Origin of the sequence: Streptomyces sp. NPDC001714 (genome assembly GCF_042892755.1) — a bacterium.
Classification (GTDB): domain Bacteria; phylum Actinomycetota; class Actinomycetes; order Streptomycetales; family Streptomycetaceae; genus Streptomyces.
This window is the reverse complement of the sequence record NZ_JBIAUL010000005.1, coordinates 493475-513637: the sequence shown is the minus strand read 5'-3', so window position 1 is coordinate 513637 and position 20163 is coordinate 493475. Positions and strand designations below refer to the sequence as shown.

Genomic DNA, 20163 nt, shown 5'->3' with positions numbered 1-20163 from the left:
CGGCTTCTACGCACCGTCTCCCTGCCCCGGTACGGCCCGCGGGTATCCGGCCTCCACCGCGCGGCGGTACCAGTCCTGAGCCTCGTCCTCTTCACCACGTAGGCTCAGGCAGTACGCCAGGTTCATCATGGCCGGCGGAAATCCGCGGTCCGCCGCGTGCCGGTAGACCGTGCAGGCGTCGTCCTGATCGCCCGCGCGATCGAGGGCGAGGGCGAGGTTGAACAGCTGGAGCCCGGCCCTGTGAGGGGCCAGCACCGACAGATACTGCCGTTCGACGGCCTCCAGTCCCTCCCGGCGATAGGCCTTGAGCAGGAGGTTCGTCGCACTTCTGGTACCTGACGGGGTGGAGAACCAGGCGAACGGCGCACCGATGCAGATCGCCAGAGCCGCGAGCGTCCACGACACCCAGGCCGGTGCGCCGATCACCGAACGGCTCCACCCCGTGACGGCTCCGAGGACGAGCGCCGCCGGAAGCCCCGCCGAGACCACGAAGAGGAGCACGAGGGAACGTCTCTTCCAGCCGTACGTCACCGCACCAGGTGAGCACGCCGGCCAGTGGCTTTCAAGGGCCGGTCACCGGGTTGGAGAGCCCTGCAGGGTTCTGTGGAGGAGGAGGGCCGTGGCCGCTGCCGCTCCCAGTACGCCCGCCGTGCGGAAGGAGCGGGTGGAGCGCCAGGACAGGACGGACCAGCGGGAGTTGGCCGAGAGGACGGAGCCCGTGCTCAGCCAGGAGCCGGCCGAGACGAGGGACAGGGCCGAGCCGATCGAGCCTGCCGAGAGGGCGCTGCCGATCGAGCCGATGGAGAGGGCCGAGCCGACCGAGCCGATGGAGAGCACGGAGCCCACCGAGCCGATCGACAGCACCGAGTCGTGCGACCACAGGGACAGGACGGAGTCCGAGGACGATGACGCGCCGCGTGAGTTGGTCATGACGTCATGGTGCCCGTCCGGGCCTCAGTCGGTCTGCTGGTTCTCCCGTTGACGGAGGATCACCAGGACCGCACCGCCGATCACCACCAGGCCGATGGCCACGCCCGTGATCACGCCGGTCGCGGAGTCGCCGCCGGTCGCGGCCAGGTTGACGTCGGAGGCGGTGCCGCCGACCGAGGCCGGGCTGGGCTCGCTGAGGGTCTGGGTGGCGAGGCCGGCGTCGGCGCCCTGGGTCTTGCAGTCGAGGACACCGGTGAAGCGGCGTTCGAGGCCGTTCGGGCCGGTGATCGTGAAGTCGTAGGCCTGGTCCTCCTGGAGCGGGACGGTCACCGTCCGCGAGGTGTCCGCGGGGATGGTGTACTCCGTGCTCACCAGATCGAAGGTGAACGGCTTGTCCCCGGTGTTGGCCACGGTGATGTCCACACCGCTGCGGGCGCAGTCCTTCTCGGCCGACAGTGCCGGTGTCGCGCCCTGGTCCGCCCAGGTCGCGTTCGCGGTCGCGGCGACCGTGGACTCGCTGGAGCCGGCCAGGATCTGCGTCTGGCTGCGGCTCTCGGAGGTGAAGGCCCGGCCGACGGGGACGGTCGTCGACGCCTGGACGGTCAGTTCGGCGGAAGCTCCCCCACTGCTGGAGGCGTGGTCGGTGCCTCCGACCGCGTCGTCGGGGACCTTGAAGTACAGTTCGCTGCCGTCCTGCGCGGTGGTGACCGGCTTGCCGGTCCTGTCGGTGATCCGTACGCCGCTGAGGGCCGCGTCGGACGGCGGGATCACGGTGACCGTGCGCGCGTTGGTGTGGACCGTCACCGGGCCGAGCAGGTCGCCCGGGCGGCCGGACACGGCAGCCGGGGAGAGGGTCAGCGAGGCCTGCGGCTCGTTCTGGCCGCGGGCGTTCTTCTCCAGGTAGTCGGCGAGCTTCTCGGCCTGCGGGTCGACGGCGTCGACGTCCGCGCCGTCCGAGTAGCGCCAGATCGCCACCTGTGTGCCGGCCGCCGCGTCCTGCTCGGTGAGACTGCCGACGCCGGCCTTGCGGGCCAGCGCGGCGAGGTCGTTGACCTGCGGGTAGGAGTTCTGCAGGATCCAGCGGACGTTGCCGGCGTTCTTGTTGGCGCCGAGCGAGGTGCCGCTCCACGCCGTCTCCTGGTACTTGGCGTCCCGCTGGGCGGGGTTGTGGAGATCGACGCAGTACGTCTGGAGCGTGCCGCCGCCGTCGACGGACATCTCGAACAGGCCCGCGGCCACCTGTTCGTCGCCGCTGTGGCGGTGGACCACGGCCTCGCCGTAGGTCTTCAGGCCGTTCATGGTCGCCGTGGCCCCGCTCTGGCTCTGGGGCGTCCCGTCGTCGGCCGCGGCCCGGCCTGCGCCGGTCAGCGCGGCGGCGGCCACCAGCCCGGACACCAGGGTCGCGGCGGCGAGGCGGGCCATGCCTCTCGCGGCCACGGCGGTGCCGTAGTGCCTGGTGGACGCGCGGGGCGCCGAGGGACCAGAGAACGCAGCGAGCACAGAATTCCCCTTCGAGCAGGACCCGTTGGACGCGGGGGGTGGTCCCACCAGCAGAATCAGCGGCCACGGGGGCCACGCCCGGCATCCTATGGATCAGCCGGGCCGCCCTTTCCCGGTGAGATGGTCCGATGAGCGATCCGATCCGTAATCGTTATCGCGAAGACGCGGACGAGCAGGGCTTATCGACAAATCCACCCGGCCGGGGTCACGGGCACTTCGGAGCGCATTCGCCGATAAGCCGTCAAGGGACGTCACGGGCCGTCAAGAATCGCGAAGGGCCACCACAGGGCCGCCGAAGGGCACGGCGACGGCAGGCCCGGCGGGCGTCAACGGGCGGCAGCTCTACGGCCGTTCGGACGAGTCGGCGCCAACACGCCACAACTTGGCACGACTTCACGTCCCGTCACGACGCCGCCACCGCCACCGGTTCCGGTTGCTCCTGGGCGGGCGTGTCGGGCGACTCCGCCGGTGTCTCCCAGTTGGGTTCCGGGCGCGGTGGGGCCGGTGTCGTCGTGTCCGGCCTGCCGGTTCGCCGGAAGGCCGCCGTGCCGCGGGCGAGGTCGTGGCCGATCGCCACCGCGTCGATGTCGGCGGAGGCCCACTGCTGGCCCTCCCGGTTCTCGGTGCGCACCTTCAGCCGCCCCTGTACGACGACCGGGTCGCCGACCGCCAGCGAGGTCGCCGCGTTGGTGGCGAGCTGCCGGTTGGCCCACACCGTGAAGAAGTTGGTGTGGCCGTCCGTCCAGGCGTTCTTCTCGCGGTCCCAGTAGCGCGAGGTCACCGCCAGCCGGAACCGGGCCGACGGACCCGCCGCCAGCTCCCGGAACACCGGCTGCGTCGCCACGTTGCCCACCGCGCAGACCATGGTCTCGTTCATCACGAACCCCTCCCTCGCCCGGCCGCCGCGGCCGGGCGGATCCGCGTACGGGTCCGTCCCGTACGGCTGTGTCCACCACGGCGACCGTGTGGAGCGCGATCGCCGTGGGATCAGACTGCCGCCGTCGGCCCGGACCCGCCGAGCGCTGTGGACCACCGCCGGCCGGTGGAGAACTCCACCACCCGGACGAGTGACCCCGTCCCCCCAGACGGAGTCTCACCCCACTCCGGCGCCCGTCCGCCGCACCCGCCCGTACTGCTCCCGCACCTCCTGGTAGCGCAGCAGTTCCGCCGCCACGGGGTCCAGCACCCGGGCCCGCCCGCAGCCGGCCGCCGCCTCGCGGAGCCGGCGTTCCGCCTCCAGGCCGTACCGGCGGGCCGGGCCGCGGGCCGCCATCCGGCAGCCCCACTCGACCAGCGGGCCGCCGATGATCCCGGAGACCATCAGCAGCACCGGAACGCCCAGGTTGGGCGCCGTCACCCCGGTGATCTGCCCCATCAGCCACAACCCGCCGACCACCTGGAGGAGCGTCATGGCGGCCTGGGCGAGCACCGCCACCGGCCACCAGCCGGGCCGCGGTGGCCGCCCCGGCGGCAGCCCCGCCCGTGCGGCCAGGTCGTCGAGCGCCTCCGGAAGGCCCTGCGAACCGCGTACGGCCGCCTCGCGCACCGCCTGCGCCCAGGGCGCGGGCAGCCCGGCCGAGGCCTGCTCGGAGACCGTGCGCACCGCCTGCTCGACGCGCTGCCGCGCGGTGGCCTCCACCTCCGGCTGGGCCTTCTGCAGGCGTCCGGTGGGCGGCTCACCGCGCTTCTGGTACCAGCGCCACAACCGCAGCCAGGGCGTGCCGCAGGCCCGGTTGGCGTTGCGCCGCCAGGCCCGTTCGGCGGCCTCGCCGGCGGCGGTGGCGCCGACCGCGTCCGCGAGCCGTCCGGCGAACTCGTCGCGCGCCTCCTCGCTGAGCCCGGCGCGCCTGCCGGTGGCGTAGACGGGCCGCAGCCGGGCCGCGGCGGCGTCCACGTCGGCGGCGACCCGGCGGGCGGCCGCGCCCCGCTCGGACACGAACTGGCCGAGCACCTCGCGCAGTTCGCCGACCCCGTCACCGGTGAGCGCGGACAGCGCGAGCACGGTCGCGCCCGGGTCGCCGTACTCGCCGAGGGCGATGCCGTCGTCGTCGAGCAGTCGGCGCAGATCGTCCAGGACCAGGTCGGTGGCCTCGCCGGGCAGCCGGTCGGTCTGGTTGAGGACGATGAACATGACCTCGGCATGGCCGGCCATGGGCCGCAGATAGCGCTCGTGGAGGACGGCGTCGGCGTACTTCTCGGGGTCGACCACCCAGATCACCGCATCGACGAGTTTCAGGATCCGGTCGACCTGTTCGCGGTGCTGGACGGCGGCCGAGTCGTGGTCGGGCAGGTCGATCAGGACCAGTCCGCGCAGCTGGGCGTCGGCCTCCGGGTTGTGCACGGGGCGGCGGCGCAGCCGGCCCGGGATGCCGAGCCGGTCGATGAGGGCGGCGCTGCCGTCGCTCCAGGTGCAGGCGATGGGTGCGGCGGTGGTGGGCCGGCGTACCCCGGTCTCCGAGATGGCGACTCCGGCGAGCGCGTTGAACAGCTGGGACTTGCCGCTGCCGGTGGCGCCGGCGAGGGCGACGACGGTGTGCTGGCCGGAGAGCCGGCGCCGGGTGGCCGCCTCGTCCAGGACCCGGCCGGCCTCGGCGAGGGTGTTGCTGTCCAGGCGGGTGCGGGAGAGGCCGACGAGTTCGCGCAGGGCGTCGAGGCGGGAGCGCAGCGGGCCGTCGTACGCGAGCGGGGCGGGGGCCGGGGCGCCCGGGCCGCGGGTCTCCACGACGGGGACGGCGGCCTTGGCGGTCTCGGTGACCCGGCGGGCGATGAGACCGTCGTCCCAGGCGTCGTCGGCCGCCGGATCGTCGGCGGCGGACGGGCGGTCGCCGGTGACGGTGGAAGCGGGCCGGCGGTCGTCGGCCGGCTCCCGTTGCTCCCGCACGCGCGCGTGCGGGACGTTCTCGGCCTCGGCGGCTGCCCCGGCGGCTTCGGCCGCCTCGGGGGACTGTCTGGCTCCGGGAGCCTCGGGGGCTTCGCCGGTGTCCGCGTGCCCCTTGGACTCCGTGGGGCCCTTGGCGTCCTGGGGGTCCTTCCCGGCCTCGTCCCGGTGCTGGGCGCCGTCCGGGACCCGGTCTCGTACGGACTCCCGCGCACCGTCCGGCGTGGCGTCCCCCGCGGTCGGGTCGGTCTCGAAGTCGCTGGCGTAGTCACCGGTGAAGTCACTGGTGTGATCCATGCGTTCCATGTGATCCGTGGGGTCGTGGTCAGTGACGGCGGTCACCGGTCACCTCTCCTTCTGCAGGGCGGACAGGGCGGCGATGAGTTCGGCCTGGGGCTCGGGGTGCACGTCGAGGGCGTCGAGCGGGGCGAGACGACGCTCGCGTTCGGCGTGCAGGACGCGGTCCACGTGCTCGGTGAGCAGCCGTCCCGCGCGGTCGCGCAGCCGCAGCGCGCCATGGGCGCCGATGCGCTCGGCGAGCCGCTCCCCCGCCACCTTGGTACGCCGGCCGCCGAGCAGCGCGGTGGCCACCAGGGCGGCGACGACCTCGGAGTCCGGGGCGACGCTGCGGTCGAGCTCGCGCACCTCGTCCTCGGCGTACTCCTCCAGCTCCCGCCGCCAGCGGCGGACGGCGAGGCCGATGCGGTGCTCGGCGCTCTCCAGGGACGGGTCGCGGTCGGTGAGTCCGGGGGCGGCGGAGGCGGGCTCGCGGCGCCAGGCGTCGTCGACGCGTTCGTCGGCGGCGGTGACGGAGCAGAGCAGCAGGGCGGCGAGGCTCTCCGCAAGGGCGTCCAGGAGTTCGTCGGCGGAGCAGTCGAGGGGGTAGGCGCGCCAGCGCTTGAGGGCGTCGCCGGCCAGGACGGCTCCGTTCTGGAGGCGTCCTCGCAGGCGCGCGTGCTCGCTGTCGTACGCGGTGTCGACGGCGGAGGTCAGGCGCAGGGCGGCGGCGTACTGGGCGGCGGCGGCGCCGGCCAGCTCGGGCATGCGGGCCTTGAGGGAGTCGAGGAGGCCGTGGGCGGTGCGGGCCAGGGTGTGGGAGCGGGCGCCGGGGTCCTGGGCCTGGTGGAGGAGCCAGGCGCGGAGCGGGGCGACCGCGGTGGCCGGGAGCAGACCGCCGCCCCAGGCCGACTCGGGCAGCTCGGGCACCGTGAACCGGGGCACGTCGCCGAGCCCGGCCTTGGTGAGGAGGGCGCCGTACTGCCGGGAGACCTCGGAGACGACCGTGTGGGGGACCCGGTCGAGGACGGTCACCAGGGTGGCGTTGTACTCCTTGGCGGCGCGCAGCAGGTGCCAGGGGACGGCATCGGCGTAGCGGGCGGCCGTGGTCACCATCACCCAGACGTCGGCGGCGCAGATGAGCTCTGCGGCGAGGACGCGGTTGTCGACGACCAGGGAGTCGATGTCGGGGGCGTCGAGCAGGGCGAGGCCGCGCGGGATGCTGTCCGCGGTCTCGACGCGCAGCACGCGCGGGGGGTTGTCGCCGGGGAGGAAGGGGTCGTCGCTGGGCTCCTGGTGCGGTACCCACTCTCGGGTGAGGTCGGGCAGCACGCGCATGCCGCTGAACCAGTGATGGTCCTCCGGATGACAGACCAGGACCGGTGTGCGGGTGGTCGGGCGCAGCACGCCCGCCTCGCTGACCCGGCGGCCCACCAGTGAGTTGACGAGGGTCGACTTGCCGGCGCCCGTGGATCCGCCCACCACGGCCAGAAGGGGCGCTTCGGGCTCTCTGAGGCGGGGCACCAGATAGTCGTCGAGCTGTGCGAGCAGTTCGTCGCGGTTGGCACGCGCGCGTGGAGCCCCCGCCAGGGGCAGCGGGAAGCGTGCGGCAGCGACACGGTCGCGCAGGGCGGAGAGTGTGTCGAGCAGCTGAGGCCGTACGTCCAAGGTCACCACATGCGAAGAATGCCCAATTTTAGGGGAATTCTGAAGCATATAGACATGTCTGCGTGCCGACAGGACACAACGGGCGGAAGGGGCGACTGGGACGGAGGCACAGTCCAGGCATAACGAGTGCACAACACCCGGTGCGTCGGGCGCCAAAAGCGATGCACGATTCGTACCTGCCTGCGATTATCAGGACCGCTTCACCGAACCTCCACATTGAGCCACGGAGGCGAAGCAGCAGGGACGAGGATCGGGGAGTTCTATCCTTGTCCCCGGCAACGTCACGGACCCGCCCCCACCAGGGCGGTGCGTACGAGGCCAGCACAGCCGGCCCCCGTAGCTCAGTGGATAGAGCAGGCGCCTTCTAAGCGCTTGGCCGCAGGTTCGAGTCCTGCCGGGGGCGCTCCGCAGGGGTGGTGAGGTCACACGGCGTGTGGCCGGTTCTGTCCCGTGGCAGCAGGGCGCTCTTGCCCATCCCCGGTTCGCCCGTGGCGAGCACGATCCCGCTCTGGCCGGACCGGACCGTGCGGCGTGACACCGCCGGCCCCAGCCTTCTTCCGCACCCGCCGGCCCCGCATCCCGTACACCGCGTGGTCCCGCCGCTCACGCGACCCCGTGGCAGGGGCGAACCGTGGCCGGCTAGAGGCCGGCGGACAGGTCCGGGAGGCCGGCCGGGCCGGTCTCGGCCAGTTCGGCCCAGACCGTCTTGCCGAGCCGGGCATGGCGGGTCCCCCAGCGTGCGGCGAGCTGGGCGACCAGCAGCAGGCCGCGGCCGCCCTCGTCGAAGGTGCGGGCCCGGCGCAGGTGCGGGACGGCACCGCCGGCGTCGGACACCTCGCACAGGACGGCGCGGGCGGGATCGTCGCCCGGCCGGTCGGGGGGCCTGGGGAGGATCAGGCGCAGCCGGACGGGCGGCCTGCCGTAGCGGATGGCGTTGGTGACGAGTTCGCTGACCACCAGCTCGGCGGCGAAGGCGAGTTCCTCCACTCCCCAGGCGGTGAGCTGCCGGGCGACGCCCGCGCGGGCCGGGGCGACGGCCGCCGGGTCGGGCTCCAGTTCCCAGACGGCGACCCGGTCCGCGCCGAGGGTGCGGGGGCGGGCCAGCAGCAGCGCGACGTCGTCGTGCGGCCGGTCGGTCGGCAGCAGGGCCTGGAGCACCGTGTCGCAGGCGGCCTCCAGGGAGGCGGCGGGCCGGCCGAGGGCCTCCCGCAAGGCGGCGAGGCCCTCCTCCACGTCGTGGTCGTGCCCCTCGAGCAGGCCGTCGGTGTACAGGGCGAGCAGGCTGCCCTCGGGCAGGTCGGCCTCCACCGCCTCGAACGGCAGCCCGCCCAGGCCCAGCGGCGGTCCTGGCGGCAGGTCGAGGAGGCCGGCGGAGCCGTCCCGGTGCACCAGGGTGGGCAGCACGTGGCCGGCGCGGGCCAGGCAGCAACGGCCGGCCACGGGGTCGTAGACGGCGTAGAGGCAGGTGGCGCCGAGGTCCCCGGCCGGATCCGGGCCGAGGTCGAAGCCGGGGCCGGGGCCGAGGTCGAAGCCAGGGCCGGGGTCCGGGTCGGTGGCTGCCTCCGCGGAGAGCCGGACGACCACGTCGTCCAGGTGCGTCAGCAGTTCGTCGGGCGGCAGGTCGATGTCGGCGAGGGTGCGGACAGCGGTGCGCAGCCGGCCCATCGTGGCTGCGGCGTGGATGCCGTGGCCGACGACGTCGCCGACCACCAGGGCGACCCGGGCGCCGGACAGCGGGATCACGTCGTACCAGTCGCCGCCCACCCCGGCCCGGCCGTCGGCCGGCAGGTAGCGGCAGGCGACCTCGGCGGCGGACTGCTCGGCGGTGTGCCGCGGCAGCAGGCTGCGCTGGAGGGTGAGGGCGGTGGCCCTGGCGTGGGTGTAGCGGCAGGCGTTGTCGACGGCCACGGCGGCCCGGGCCGCGATCTCCTGGGCGAGGAGGAGGTCCTCGTCGTCGAAGCGGGCGGGGTGGCGGTGCCGGGAGAACCGGGCGACGCCGAGGGTGGTGCCGCGGGCGGTCAGCGGCACCACCAGCGTGGCGCGGTCCGCCGCGGTGTGCCGGGTGGGCTGTCCGGTGGCCAGGGCGCGGGCCGTCGGTGACCCGTCCGGGCAGCGGTGCAGCCCTTGCCCCTTGACCGCCGGTTCCGGGCCGCCGTCCGCCGCGTACGTCCCCTGGGCGACCCGGCGCAGCAGGAACCGCTCCGCCGCCGGGCGGTCGTGGCCGCGCACCACGGAGTCGAGGAGGTCGACGGTGACGAGGTCGGCGAAGTCCTCGGTGGCGAGGTCCGCCAGCTCCTGGGTGGTGCGGGCGATGTCCAGAGCGGTCCCGACCCGCAGGCCGGCCTCGTTGACCAGGGACAGCCGCCGCTGCAGGCGCCGGTCCCGTTCCTCCTGGAAGGCCAGGACGCCCTGTTCGGCGATGCGGTCGACGTACCGGGTGGACAGGGCGAGCAGCCGGCGCGCGAGCGCGTCGACCAGCTCGGGGTCGTCCGTCAGCCGGGGCAGTTCGGCGAGGAGGCCGTCGAGGAGGACGCCCTCGGCGAGCCGGTGCGCCCGCAGCATCGCCGTGACGGGGATGCCGCGCCGGGCCAGCCGGCGGGCGCGCTCCACGTCGGCCGGCGGCGGCTCCAGGGTCCCCGGGTCGAGGCCCGATTCCAGGCCGGTCAGCACGCCGACGACGTGCTCGGCGATGTTCTCGGAGGTCATCCGGGCGAGCTCCGGGTCCGCCCACAGCTCGGCGACCTCGGCGCGCAGGCACCGGGCGACGTCCGCGATCAGCTCGTCCGCCCGCGGGGCGAGTTCACGCGCTGCCCGGGAGACGAGCCCGTCGGCGGTGCCGTCCACACAGTCGACGGTACGCCCCGGGAGCGGCCGCTACGCGGTGGCGCACCTCCGTGCCCACGCCACCGCCGCCACGGGCGTCAGCGGTGCCGGCCGCATCCAGCCTGGATTTCGCGGCCTTGAGCAGGCCGAGCAGGCGGGCACCCGGAGCTCCTGCAGGTCCTGCGCCGCCGCGGCCTCGGCCACATCCACGCCGAGAACGGCCTGACCAGGCGGGCGCTGCGGGACGTCCAGGTGGGCACGGCCTCCGGCCGCTTCACCCCCGTCGACCCGGCCGGGGCCCTGTGCGCTCTCGGCGGCAGCCCGCTGTCCCTGGTGGAGCTGCGGTTCGCCCGCCCCGAGGTGGACGGCGGCGAGGCCGCGGCGAACCTCGCCGAGACGGTCCTGTGCATGCTCGGCGTACCGCCGGACGACGCCCACGAGGTGGCCCGGCGCCCACGGCCCGACCTCCGCTGACGTCGGCCGGCAGCCAGGGCCCGCGCTAGGACAGACTCCCCTGGTCGCAGACCCGGCGGGCGACGTCACGGAGCTTGACGTTGTTCTCCTGCGAGTAGCGGCGCAGCACGTCGAAGGCCTGCTCCTCGGTGAGGCGGTGACTGCCCATGAGGATGCCCATGGCCTCGCCGATCAGGTGGCGGGTGGCGACGGCCTGTTCCATCTGGGCCTGGGTACGGGCACTGGAGAAGGCGACCGCCGCGTGCGAGGCCAGCAGCCAGCCGGCCAGCTCACCGGCCTCGGTGAAGGCGCCGGGCCGGTGGGAGAGATGTTCAGCGCGCCGAGTTCCTCGTCCTCGGTGTACAGCAGGAAGCCCATCATGCTGCCGACGCCGAGCCGGTGGATCTGGGGCGCGAAGTCGGGCCAGTGCGGCTGCTCCCGGGTGAGGTCCCGGATGCGGAACACCCGCTCCCCCGCCCGGGTGCGGGCGGCGTCGAAGCAGGGCCCCTCGCCCAGCCGTTCCTGCAACCGGTCGCTGTCGAGGACCAGTTGCTCGGTGGGCGCGAGCGTCCGCACCTTCCCGTCGCGCAGCACCAGGATGCCGGCCGCGTCGCAGCCCTCCACGAGCTCCACGGCCGAGGCGGTGATCCGGGCCAGGGTGGCGTCGACCGACTCCTGCGCCAGCAAATCCCGCGCCATCGCCGCGAGCTGCTGCGCGAACCGGGCCCAGTCCACCACGCCCACCACCTCCCGGTCGGTTGCGCCGAAGCCGCCTCCTCAGCATGCCACGCCCACCGGACGGGGCCCACGAGGCGCCCGCGGCGCGGGAGCGCGTGGTTCAGGACTCGGCGGGCCCCTCCGCCACGGCCTCGGCGGCGATCTCGTCGACCACGGTGCGGGCCTGCTTCTCCGGGACGCCGGCCGCGACGAGGGTGGCGACGGCCGTGCGGGTGCCGTCGTCCTCGAACGTTCCGGTGTTGACCTCTTCCAGCAGGGCGATCGTCATGGCCTCCAGGGCGGCGCCCAGCACCGCGGGCGGGAGGTGGGGGTGGAAGACGCCGTCCCGCTGGCCGCGCTCCACGATGTCCGTGGCCCGGACCCGGGCGGGCCGGAGAACATCGGCGACGCGTTCGGCGCCCAGATCCCGGTGGGCGAGGGCGAGCAGCATCCGGTAGCGGTCGCCCACCGGCCACATCGACAGGGAGAAGCGCGCGAGGGCCCGGTCGGCCGGCTCGGCCGGCTCGGCCGGCTCCGCTCCCCGCGCCACGGCGGCCTGGATCGTCTCGGCGGCTTCCTCGGCCAGCGCCTCCAGGAGCGCGGCCCGCCCCGGGAAGTGCCCGAAGAGCGTGCGCCGTACGACGCCGGAGGCGCGGGCCAGCTCCTCCAGGGTGATGTCGGGGTTCCGGCCGAGTTCCTGGCGGGCGGTGGCCAGGATCCGCGCCCGGTTGGACCGTGCGTTGCGACGCTGCGGCACGCGGCCGACGGGCTGGGACACGGACAACCTCGATGAAGACCGGACGGACGACGGGCGCCCTCATTCTGACACGGGCGCCCCGAAGGGAGGGACAACGTTGTCAGGAGGCGGGTGCGCCTGATGCCACCGGTGGCGTGCCGTCGTCCCACCGGTGGCGTCCTGACGGGCCTCAGGTCCGGTCGACCAGATCGCTCAGGGTCGCGGCCAGTTCGCCCACCGACTGCTCGCGCAGCAGGTGGTGGGCCGGTACCGGGATGTTGAGGGCCGACTCCAGAGTGCGCTGGAGGGTCAGGGCGGTGAGGGAGTCGATGCCCTGGGTGTAGAGGGGTCGGTTGCGGGCGATGCGGTGGGCCGGGGGGATGTCCAGGTGCTGGGCCAGGTTGCGGCAGAGGAACACCTCGAACGCCTGCCTGCGGTCGTCGCCGGAGGTGTCGCGCAAGGCGCCCAGGTTCAGCGGGGTCGTCGGTATGCCTGACACGGGATCATCATCCTTTCGGGTGGCGTGGTCGTGGCTGGGAACTGCGCAGTTCGCGGGGGTCGGGGCCGGGACGCGGACCGGCCCCGTCGGACCACACCAGCCGGAACCGCCAGCGGTGCAGCCGCCAGCCGTCCGGGGTGCGGACCGCCTCGCCCTCGCTGTAGCCGCCGATGTCGAAGCGGCCGTCCGGGTCGGGGCCGTCCTCGTGGTGCACGTGGGACGCGACGAGGTGGACGCGGACCCGGGCGGTGTCCCCCGACACCCGGATGCCGTAGTTGGCCGCCAGGTGGTGGGTCCGGGCGAAGCGGGACTTGCGGTCGTGGTGGAAGGCGGCGGCCCGGTCGCGGCCCTCGACGGTGCCGACCGGGAACTCCAGGCGGCAGTCCGGGGTGAAGACCGTGGCCGGCCAGGTGGGGTCGAAGCCGTGGTCGTCCTGGGTGTCGAGCAGGGTGATGTAGCGGTCGATCAGCTCGGCGACCGCCGCACGGTCGGCGAGGGCGCCGAACTCGGCGCGCAGCGCGTCGAGTTCGGAGCGCAGGGCGGAGACCGTGTCGGCGCGGTCGAGGGACGTGGAGGTCATGGGGTCCGGGACTCCGATTCGGTCGGGGATGCGGTCGAGGGGGCTGTCCGAGGGCCGGTCAGGCCGCCCGGCCGCCGGTGACGCGCCAGCCGCGGGGGTCGCGGTGGCTCGCGAGGCGTTCCGGGCGGCGCCAGCCCGCCACCGGGCGGGGCTTAAGGGGGCACGGGTCCACCGCGGCCAGGGCGGCGGCGCGGGCGAGCAGGACGGTGGTGAGGGCGGCGAGCTCGGCGGGGCTCGCCTGCCCCTTCACGACCCTGATGACCAGGGCGCCCGCCGCACCGTCCGCCCTCCTCGCACCCTCCGTGCTATCCGGCGCGCTCACTGCGGCGGGTTGCCGTGCTTGCGGCACGGCAGGTCGGCCTGCTTGCTGCGCAGCATCGCGAGGGCGCGGATCAGGGTGGAGCGGGTCTCCCGCGGGTCGATGACGTCGTCGATCAGACCGCGCTCGGCCGCGTAGTAGGGGTGCATCAGCTCCGCCTGGTACTCCTTGATCTTCTGCGCGCGGGTGGACTCGGGGTCGTCCGCGGCCGCGATCTCCCGGCGGAAGATGACGTTCGCCGCGCCCTCGGCGCCCATCACGGCGATCTCGTTGGACGGCCAGGCGAGGGCGAGGTCGGTGCCGATGGACCGGGAGTCCATGACGATGTACGCGCCGCCGTACGCCTTGCGCAGCACCAGGGAGATCCGCGGCACGGTGGCGTTGCAGTACGCGTAGAGCAGCTTGGCGCCGCGCCGGATGATGCCGTTGTGCTCCTGGTCCACGCCCGGCAGGAAGCCCGGTACGTCGATCAGGGTGACCAGCGGGATGTTGAAGGCGTCGCAGAACTGCACGAACCGCGCCGCCTTCTCGCTCGCGTCGATGTCCAGGACCCCGGCGAACGAGGCGGGCTGGCTGGCGACGAGGCCGACGACCTCGCCGTCCAGCCGGGACAGCGCGCACACCACGTTGGTCGCCCAGCCGGGCTGGATCTCGAAGTAGTCGCCGTCGTCGACGATCTCCTCGATGACGGTCCGGATGTCGTAGACCCGCCCGGGGTCGTCCGGGACCAGTTCCACCACCCGGTCGGTACGGCGGTCGGCCGGGTCGGCGGTGGCCGAACGGGGCGGCAGGTCACGGTTGTTGGACGGCAGCAGCGACAGCAGGTGCCGGACGTCCTCCATGCAGCTGCGCACGTCGTCGTAGGCGAAGTGGGCCACGCCGGAGGCGCCTGCGTGGACGTCGGCGCCGCCGAGGTCGTTCTGGGTGATCTCCTCGCCGGTCACCGCCTTCACCACGTCCGGTCCGGTGATGAACATCTGGGAGATGTCCCGCACCATGAAGACGAAGTCGGTCAGGGCGGGCGAGTAGGCGGCACCGCCCGCGCACGGCCCGAGCATCACGCTGATCTGCGGGATCACCCCGGAGGCGCGGGTGTTGCGCTGGAAGATGCCGCCGTACCCGGCGAGCGCCGAGACGCCCTCCTGGATGCGGGCGCCGGCCCCGTCGTTCAGCGACACCAGCGGGGCCCCCGCCGCCATGGCCATGTCCATGATCTTGTGGATCTTCTGGGCGTGGGCCTCGCCGAGGGCGCCGCCGAAGATGCGGAAGTCGTGCGCGTAGACGAAGACGGTACGGCCGTGGACGGTGCCCCAGCCCGTGATCACCCCGTCGGTGTACGGCCGCTTCTTCTCCAGGCCGAAGCCGGTGGCGCGGTGCCGGCGGAGCATCTCGACCTCGTTGAACGACCCCTCGTCGAGCAGGAGTTCGATACGTTCGTACGCGGTGAGCTTGCCCTTGGCGTGCTGGCGCTCGGTGGCGAGCGGGTCGCCGTGCCGGGCGGCCTCCTTCATCAGGCCGAGCTCCTCGATACGCTCGGCGGCGGTCCACTGGCCGCGGTGCTCGCGGTCGTGCAGGCTCGGGCGGCCCGCTACCGGACCGGCTTTCTGTTCGAGTGACATTGGCGGGTCACGCTCCCCAGTCGGATACTCGGGTGGTCACGCCCACGGGCACGGGCACGGGCACGCCCACGGTCCCGTCGGCGTCCAGGTCGACCGTCGCGCCCGCGTACAGCGCGGCCGGCGGCACCCAGCGCACGGTGACCTGGTCGGGCGCCGCGCCGCGCACCGCGACGGCCGCGTTGTGCCGGGGCCCGGACGGCAGGTCGAGGAGCGTCCAGCCGGCCGGCCTGCGGTGCGGGTCGGCGCCCAGGTAGTCGTGGCCGGGGTCGCGGGAGAGCCCGGTGCCGAGCGCCTTGAGATAGGCCTCCTTGCGGGTCCACAGCCGCCCGAAGGCAGCGCGCCGTTCCCCGGCGTCGCCGAGCGCGGCCAGTTCGTCCTGCTCCCCCGGGTGCAGGGCCGGGGTGCAGACCTCGACGGTCTCGGCCCGCGGCAGCCGCTCCACGTCGGCGCCCACGACCGTACGGGAGACGGCGACCACGGCCATGCCGTGGCTGTGCGCGAGGGAGAAGTGCAGCGGCGGGTCGGGGTATGCGACCGCCGGCCGGCCGTGCGGCTCGGCGCAGCCCGGGCAGGGCTCCCGCACGAACGGCACGTCCTGCGGGGACAGCCCCAGGTAGGCGCCGAGCAGCCGGCGCAGGGCGACATGGGCGGAGGCGTAGGTCACCCCGTCGGCGGGCCGGACGAAGGACGCGGTCCGCCTGCGCTCCGCCTCGCTCAGCTCGGACAGGTCGAGCAGCTCGGCCGCGGTCTCCAGGGTCGCCCGGCGGACCAGCCAGACGTCCAGCTGTCCGGCGGCGGGCAGTCTCGGTTCGACGGCGAGGGTGGCCGTGCCGAACTCCAGGACCGGCATCTCCCCGATCACCTCGGGCTCGGCACGTCGTGTGCGACCAGGTGGTGCCGGTCCCGGCCGGCGTGCTTGTGCGGGCTGTCCTCCGGGCCGAGCTGGCCGGCGAGGCAGTCGACCAGCTCGGCGGCGCTGTTGGCGCGCAGCAGCCGGTTGAGGTTGACGTCGACGCGCAGCGCGGCCTCCATCCGGCGCTGGAGTTCCAGGCCGTTGATGGAGCCGATGCCCAGGCTGTTCATCGGGCGGCCCACGGTGTCGATGCTGTCCGGTGCCACCCGGAGCACCCGGGCGAGTTCGCCGCGCACGTACGCGTCGATGAGCCGGGTGCGCTCGGCGAGGCCGACGGAGGCGAGGTGCGCGAGGCTGGGAGGCACCACCTCGACGATCTGGTCGCGCTCGAACTCGTAGTCCAGATCGTCGAGTTCGTCGTCAAGGTCGTCGAAGACCCAGGTCTGCGTTGTCTGGTCCATGGTCATTCCCCGTGGTGGAGTGAGGAGGGTGGGGTGCGGATCAGGCCGGTGAGGCCGACGAGCAGGCCCAGGAAGCCGAGGGCGGCGACCAGGGTCAGCGCCGGCCGGCAGGCGGCGGCCGCGGCGGCCGGTCCCGCGCCGGGCGCCGGCGCGTGGGCGGCGAGCAGGGTGGCGACGAGCGCGACCGCGAGGACCGCGGCGAGCTGGACGGCCGTCTGGTACAGGCCGCTGCCGGTGAGCCGGTCGGCGGGGGCGAGGCGGGACATGGCCTGCATGTTGAGCGCGGCGAAGGAGAGCACGAAGGCGGCGCCGACGAGGAGGAGCGTCGGGAGCATCCGGCCCGGGTAGTCCAACGGCCAGGCGTGCGGGTGGAGTTGGAGCAGGCCGCCCGCGAAGGCGCAGGCGGCGCCGGCCACGATGAGGCGCGGGGCGCCGAACTTGGCGACCAGGCGGCCGGAGGCCAGCGCGGTGAGCGCCGGGGGCGCGGCGGCCGGGAGCAGGGCGAGCGCGGTGTGGAGGGGGGACCAGCCGGCGAGGGTCTGCGTCTGGTACGTCAGGACGAACAGGAGGCCCAGGTAGGAGCCGTTGAGGCAGGCGGCGCCGAGGGCGGAGCGGATGAGGGCGGGGTTGCTGCGCAGGGGGCCGAGGTTCAGGAGGGGGGCGGGGGAGCGGCGCTCGATGTGCCGGAAGGCCAGCAGCAACAGGGCAGCGGTGCAGAGCGGCCCGACGGCTCTCGGGTCGCTCCAGCCGTGCGCCGGGAGCTGGGTGATGCCTTGGACGAGGGCCAGGAGGGCTCCCAGGAGGGTGAGGGCGCTGGGGATGCCGAAGTGCCGGGTCGTCGTCCGGGTGCGGCCCGGTGGGGGCTGGTCGCGCAGTTCCCCGCGCCCCTTCAGGGCGCTTTCCGCGGCCCCCGTTGGAACGCTCAGGCCCTTTGGTGGGCCTTCCGCGGCTCCTCTCGGAGTGCTCGGGGCGGTGCCCTCGTCGCTCCTCGGGATCAGGCGCAGCCCGCACGCGAACAGCAGCAGTACCACCGGAGCCGGGAAGGCGAAGGCCCAGCGCCAGGAGGTTTCGGTCAGCCAGCCGGAGAGGAGGAGGCCTGCTGTGAAGCCGCCTGCGCCGAAGAGGGTGTAGACGGAGACTGCTCGGGAGCGGGGGCGGCCCTCCGGGAAGGTGGAGGTGATGATCGCCAGGCCGGTGGGGGCGGTGAGGGCCGCGCAGAAACCCTTGAGCAGGCGGGTGGCGAGGAGCAGCCAGGGGTCGTGGGCCAGGGCGCTGAGGGCGGAGGCGGCGGCGAAGGCGAGGAGGGCCGTCAGGTAGACGCGGCGGCGGCCGAGGAGGGTCACCACGCGGGCGCCGAAGAGGAGCAGGCCGCCGAAGCCGGCGGCGAAGCCGGTCATCGCCCACTGGGTGACGGTCGGCGGCTGCCCCAGGTCCGTGCCGATGGCGGGCAGTGCCACCACCGCCACGGACACCTCCAGGGCGTCGATGAGCATGTTGCCGGCGAGGACGAGCAGCAGCCCCCAGAGCCGGGGGCCGAACCGCTCGTCCGCGCCCGCGGCGGCCGGTGCCGGAAGGGTCCTGGTCACCGCGTCACCCGAGGAGCGTGCCGCCGCTCGCGTCGACGAAGGAGCCGGTGACCCAGCGGGCGTCGTCGGAGACGAGGAAGGCGATGACGTCGGCGACGTCCTGCGGCTCGCCGACCCGGTTGAAGGCGGACAGCGCGGACATGGCCTCGACGGCCTCGGGGATGTCGAACAGCGGGTTGCCGTTGCGGGTGATGCCCGGCGCGACGCTGTTCACGGTGATCCCGCGTGGGCCCAGCAACTTCGCGTAGTGGAGCGCCAGTTGCTCCACCGCGCCCTTGCTCATGGCGTAGGCGATCTCGTCCGGGTTGGCGAACCGGGTGAGCCCGGAGGAGATGTTCACGATCCGGCCGCCGTCGGGCATGTCGGCCAGCGCCCGCTGGATGACGAAGAACGGTGCCTTGGCGTTGACGGCGAAGATCCGGTCGAACTCCTCCGGGGTGGTGTCCTCGGCCTTGACCCCGCCCATCACCCCCGCGTTGTTGACCAGGATGTTCAGCTCGGTCTCGCCGGTGCGCTCCTTGAGCCCCGCCTCCAGGGCGAGGAACAGCTCGTGGACGTCGCCGGGCGTGCCCAGTTCGGCCCCGACGGCGAACGCCCGCCCGCCGTCCTGCTCGATCCCGGCGACCACCTCGGCGGCGGCCTCCGCGCTGCTGCCGTAGTGCACGGCGACCAGGGCGCCGTCGGCGGCCAGCCGTTCGGCGGTGGCCCGGCCCATGCCCCGGCTGGCGCCGGTGACGAGCGCGGTCTTGCCGGTCAGGTTGCCCATCTTCCTTCTCCTGACGGTTGGTTGTGGTGTGTGGGAGGGGTGTGGGGCGGGTGCGAACCAGCGGCCGAGGGCCTCGTGCAGGCCGTCCGCCGTGGGGCCGGCCCAGGCGACGTAGCCGTCCGGCCGTACGAGCACGGCGGCGAGGCCGTCGAGGGGCCCGGCGGGGCGGGTGACGACCGTGTCGACGGACGCCGACCGGTCCCCCGCCGCCCCGGCGAGCGCCGGGTCCGTCACGAGCAGCAACCCGCGGGCCGGGCGGAGCAGTTCGGCCGTGGTCGCCCCCGAGTCGAGCCGCACCTCCGGCAGCCGGGCGCCGACCAGCGCCTGCCGGTCGTCGTCCCCGTACCGCACGTCGAGGCCGCTGATCGTCCCGGCGAGGTGCGCCCGGACCTTCTCGTACGACGTGAGTTCGCCGACCACCGAACGCAGCGGTTCCACCTCGGGGCCGCCCAGCAGCAGCCGGGCCTGGGCGCGGATGGCGGACAGGACGCGGCGCCCGACGGCGTGCCGTTCGTCGTGGTAGCTGTCGAGAAGTCCCGCCGGGGCCCGGCCGAGGACGGTGGCCGCGAGCTTCCAGCCGAGGTTCACGGCGTCCTGGAGGCCGAGGTTGAGGGCCTGGCCGCCGATCGGCATCTGCTGGTGGGCCGCGTCGCCGGCGAGCAGCACCCGGCCCGCGCGGTAGCGCTCGGCCTGCCGGGAGGCGTCGCCGAAGGAGTTCACCCACAGCGGGGTGCCGTGGCCGATGTCCTCGCCGGTGACGTCCCGCCAGGCGGCGACGATGTCGCCGAAGCGGGTCTGCGCGGTGCGCGGCGGGGTGCCGAACCGGTGGACCATGACCCGGGTGACTCCGTCACCGCGCCGGGCGGCGATGGCGAGCCCGTTCGGCAGCCGCTGGAAGCGCCGGTTCGGGATGTCGATGCCGTCGACGTCGGCGCGGATCAGCTCCCGTCCGGCGGCTTCGCCGGGGAAGGCGATGCCCGCGAGGCGTCGTACGGCCGACTGCTCGCCGTCGCAGCCGACGACGTAGCGGGCCGTGAACTCCCGGCGGTGGCCCTGCTGTTCGGCCACCACGGTGACGTGGTCCGGGTGCTGGGTGAGGGAGATGACCTCGTGTCCGCGCAGCACCCGCGCCCCGAGCCGCTCGGCCCACGCGCCGAGGAGTTCCTCGGTGCGGGTCTGCGGGACCTTCCACTGCCCGGGGTGGCTGCTGGGCAGGGTGAGGTCGAGGGGGAGGCCGCCGAAGTGACCGCCGGGCTCGTTCGGCGGCGGTTCGGGGTCGGCGAAGCCGCCGGGGCCGTCCAGCAGCCCGCGCTGCCGCAGCAGTTCCATGGTCCGGGCGTGCAGGGTGGACGCCCGGGACTCCGTCGTCGGGGCGGCCAGCCGTTCCAGGACGGTCACGTCGGCGCCGCCGAGGCGCAGTTCCCCGGCGAGCATCAGCCCGACGGGTCCGGCGCCGACCACCAGGACGTGCGTGTCGAGCGCGTCGGCACCGGCCATCG

At 74.1% G+C, this 20163-nt stretch carries 16 protein-coding genes, 1 tRNA gene and 2 pseudogenes; 2 read left to right on the top strand and 17 right to left on the bottom strand.

Annotation, left to right across the window (positions count from 1 at the left end; all coding sequences use genetic code 11):
• Nucleotides 1-6 precede the first annotated feature (6 nt).
• From ACFY0P_RS16565 to ACFY0P_RS16540, 6 genes are all read right to left on the bottom strand, one after another.
• On the bottom strand, nucleotides 7-501 hold the full coding sequence (locus tag ACFY0P_RS16565; RefSeq protein ID WP_388912641.1) for a tetratricopeptide repeat protein: 495 nt from the start codon (nucleotides 499-501) through the stop codon (nucleotides 7-9).
• A 72-nt stretch (nucleotides 502-573) separates the two neighbouring features.
• Nucleotides 574-930 carry a hypothetical protein gene (locus tag ACFY0P_RS16560; RefSeq protein WP_388912638.1) on the bottom strand — a complete coding sequence of 119 codons (357 nt, stop codon included), beginning with the start codon at nucleotides 928-930 and terminating at the stop codon, nucleotides 574-576.
• A gap of 24 nt (nucleotides 931-954) precedes the next feature.
• Nucleotides 955-2352: a Cys-Gln thioester bond-forming surface protein gene (locus ACFY0P_RS16555; protein WP_388912834.1), complete on the bottom strand. Its 1398-nt coding sequence runs from the start codon at nucleotides 2350-2352 to the stop codon at nucleotides 955-957.
• 481 nt (nucleotides 2353-2833) lie between these two features.
• On the bottom strand, nucleotides 2834-3307 hold the full coding sequence (locus ACFY0P_RS16550; protein ID WP_388912635.1) for a single-stranded DNA-binding protein: 474 nt from the start codon (nucleotides 3305-3307) through the stop codon (nucleotides 2834-2836).
• 216 nt (nucleotides 3308-3523) lie between these two features.
• Nucleotides 3524-5650 (bottom strand): YfjP family GTPase, encoded by a 2127-nt coding sequence (locus ACFY0P_RS16545; RefSeq protein WP_388912632.1) that lies wholly within the window; start codon nucleotides 5648-5650, stop codon nucleotides 3524-3526.
• A 3-nt stretch (nucleotides 5651-5653) separates the two neighbouring features.
• Complete coding sequence (locus ACFY0P_RS16540; protein WP_388912629.1) at nucleotides 5654-7261, bottom strand: dynamin family protein; 1608 nt, start codon at nucleotides 7259-7261, stop codon at nucleotides 5654-5656.
• Between the two features lie 321 nt (nucleotides 7262-7582).
• On the opposite strand from ACFY0P_RS16540, the gene ACFY0P_RS16535 reads away from it, so the two are divergent.
• A tRNA-Arg gene (locus ACFY0P_RS16535) sits at nucleotides 7583-7655 on the top strand.
• A gap of 236 nt (nucleotides 7656-7891) precedes the next feature.
• On the opposite strand, the gene ACFY0P_RS16530 is transcribed toward ACFY0P_RS16535, so the two are convergent.
• The gene (locus tag ACFY0P_RS16530; RefSeq protein ID WP_388912626.1) at nucleotides 7892-10096 is read right to left on the bottom strand and encodes a SpoIIE family protein phosphatase; all 2205 of its coding nucleotides are present in this window, start codon (nucleotides 10094-10096) and stop codon (nucleotides 7892-7894) included.
• A gap of 120 nt (nucleotides 10097-10216) precedes the next feature.
• Between ACFY0P_RS16530 and ACFY0P_RS16525 the strand changes: the two are divergent.
• A pseudogene (locus ACFY0P_RS16525) lies at nucleotides 10217-10549 on the top strand (TetR/AcrR family transcriptional regulator); the annotation flags it as partial.
• Between the two features lie 25 nt (nucleotides 10550-10574).
• Here ACFY0P_RS16525 and ACFY0P_RS16520 read toward each other — a convergent pair.
• From ACFY0P_RS16520 to ACFY0P_RS16475, 10 genes and pseudogenes are all read right to left on the bottom strand, one after another.
• Nucleotides 10575-11227, bottom strand: a pseudogene (locus ACFY0P_RS16520) (GAF and ANTAR domain-containing protein).
• Nucleotides 11228-11366: 139 nt separating this feature from the next.
• Complete coding sequence (locus ACFY0P_RS16515; RefSeq protein WP_388912624.1) at nucleotides 11367-12023, bottom strand: TetR family transcriptional regulator; 657 nt, start codon at nucleotides 12021-12023, stop codon at nucleotides 11367-11369.
• 148 nt (nucleotides 12024-12171) lie between these two features.
• On the bottom strand, nucleotides 12172-12480 hold the full coding sequence (locus ACFY0P_RS16510) for an acyl carrier protein (protein WP_388912621.1): 309 nt from the start codon (nucleotides 12478-12480) through the stop codon (nucleotides 12172-12174).
• A 7-nt stretch (nucleotides 12481-12487) separates the two neighbouring features.
• Entirely contained in the window at nucleotides 12488-13060 is a 573-nt protein-coding gene (locus tag ACFY0P_RS16505; protein ID WP_388912617.1) for a nuclear transport factor 2 family protein, read from the bottom strand.
• Between the two features lie 58 nt (nucleotides 13061-13118).
• Nucleotides 13119-13382 carry an acyl-CoA carboxylase subunit epsilon gene (locus ACFY0P_RS16500; RefSeq protein ID WP_388912614.1) on the bottom strand — a complete coding sequence of 88 codons (264 nt, stop codon included), beginning with the start codon at nucleotides 13380-13382 and terminating at the stop codon, nucleotides 13119-13121.
• Nucleotides 13379-14998 (bottom strand): acyl-CoA carboxylase subunit beta, encoded by a 1620-nt coding sequence (locus ACFY0P_RS16495; protein ID WP_388912611.1) that lies wholly within the window; start codon nucleotides 14996-14998, stop codon nucleotides 13379-13381. The genes ACFY0P_RS16500 and ACFY0P_RS16495 overlap by 4 nt, the downstream gene beginning before the upstream one ends.
• A gap of 7 nt (nucleotides 14999-15005) precedes the next feature.
• Nucleotides 15006-15848 (bottom strand): 4'-phosphopantetheinyl transferase family protein, encoded by an 843-nt coding sequence (locus ACFY0P_RS16490; protein WP_388912608.1) that lies wholly within the window; start codon nucleotides 15846-15848, stop codon nucleotides 15006-15008.
• An 8-nt stretch (nucleotides 15849-15856) separates the two neighbouring features.
• Nucleotides 15857-16312, bottom strand: a complete 456-nt coding sequence (locus ACFY0P_RS16485; RefSeq protein ID WP_388912605.1) for an acyl carrier protein — start codon at nucleotides 16310-16312, stop codon at nucleotides 15857-15859.
• Nucleotides 16313-16314: 2 nt separating this feature from the next.
• Nucleotides 16315-17898, bottom strand: a complete 1584-nt coding sequence (locus ACFY0P_RS16480) for an MFS transporter (RefSeq protein WP_388912602.1) — start codon at nucleotides 17896-17898, stop codon at nucleotides 16315-16317.
• Between the two features lie 4 nt (nucleotides 17899-17902).
• The gene (locus tag ACFY0P_RS16475) at nucleotides 17903-20161 is read right to left on the bottom strand and encodes an SDR family oxidoreductase (protein WP_388912599.1); all 2259 of its coding nucleotides are present in this window, start codon (nucleotides 20159-20161) and stop codon (nucleotides 17903-17905) included.
• Between the last annotated feature and the right edge of the window lie 2 nt (nucleotides 20162-20163).

Excerpts from the sequence above, each read along its gene's own strand:
- ACFY0P_RS16560 (WP_388912638.1), bottom strand. The coding sequence starts at position 930 with ATGACCAACTCACGCGGCGCGTCATCGTCCTCGGACTCCGTCCTGTCC.
- ACFY0P_RS16555 (WP_388912834.1), bottom strand. The coding sequence starts at position 2,352 with ATGGCCCGCCTCGCCGCCGCGACCCTGGTGTCCGGGCTGGTGGCCGCC.
- ACFY0P_RS16550 (WP_388912635.1), bottom strand. The coding sequence starts at position 3,307 with ATGAACGAGACCATGGTCTGCGCGGTGGGCAACGTGGCGACGCAGCCG.
- ACFY0P_RS16505 (WP_388912617.1), bottom strand. The coding sequence starts at position 13,060 with ATGACCTCCACGTCCCTCGACCGCGCCGACACGGTCTCCGCCCTGCGC.
- ACFY0P_RS16495 (WP_388912611.1), bottom strand. The coding sequence starts at position 14,998 with ATGTCACTCGAACAGAAAGCCGGTCCGGTAGCGGGCCGCCCGAGCCTG.
- ACFY0P_RS16490 (WP_388912608.1), bottom strand. The coding sequence starts at position 15,848 with ATGCCGGTCCTGGAGTTCGGCACGGCCACCCTCGCCGTCGAACCGAGA.
- ACFY0P_RS16485 (WP_388912605.1), bottom strand. The coding sequence starts at position 16,312 with ATGGACCAGACAACGCAGACCTGGGTCTTCGACGACCTTGACGACGAA.
- ACFY0P_RS16475 (WP_388912599.1), bottom strand. The coding sequence starts at position 20,161 with ATGGCCGGTGCCGACGCGCTCGACACGCACGTCCTGGTGGTCGGCGCC.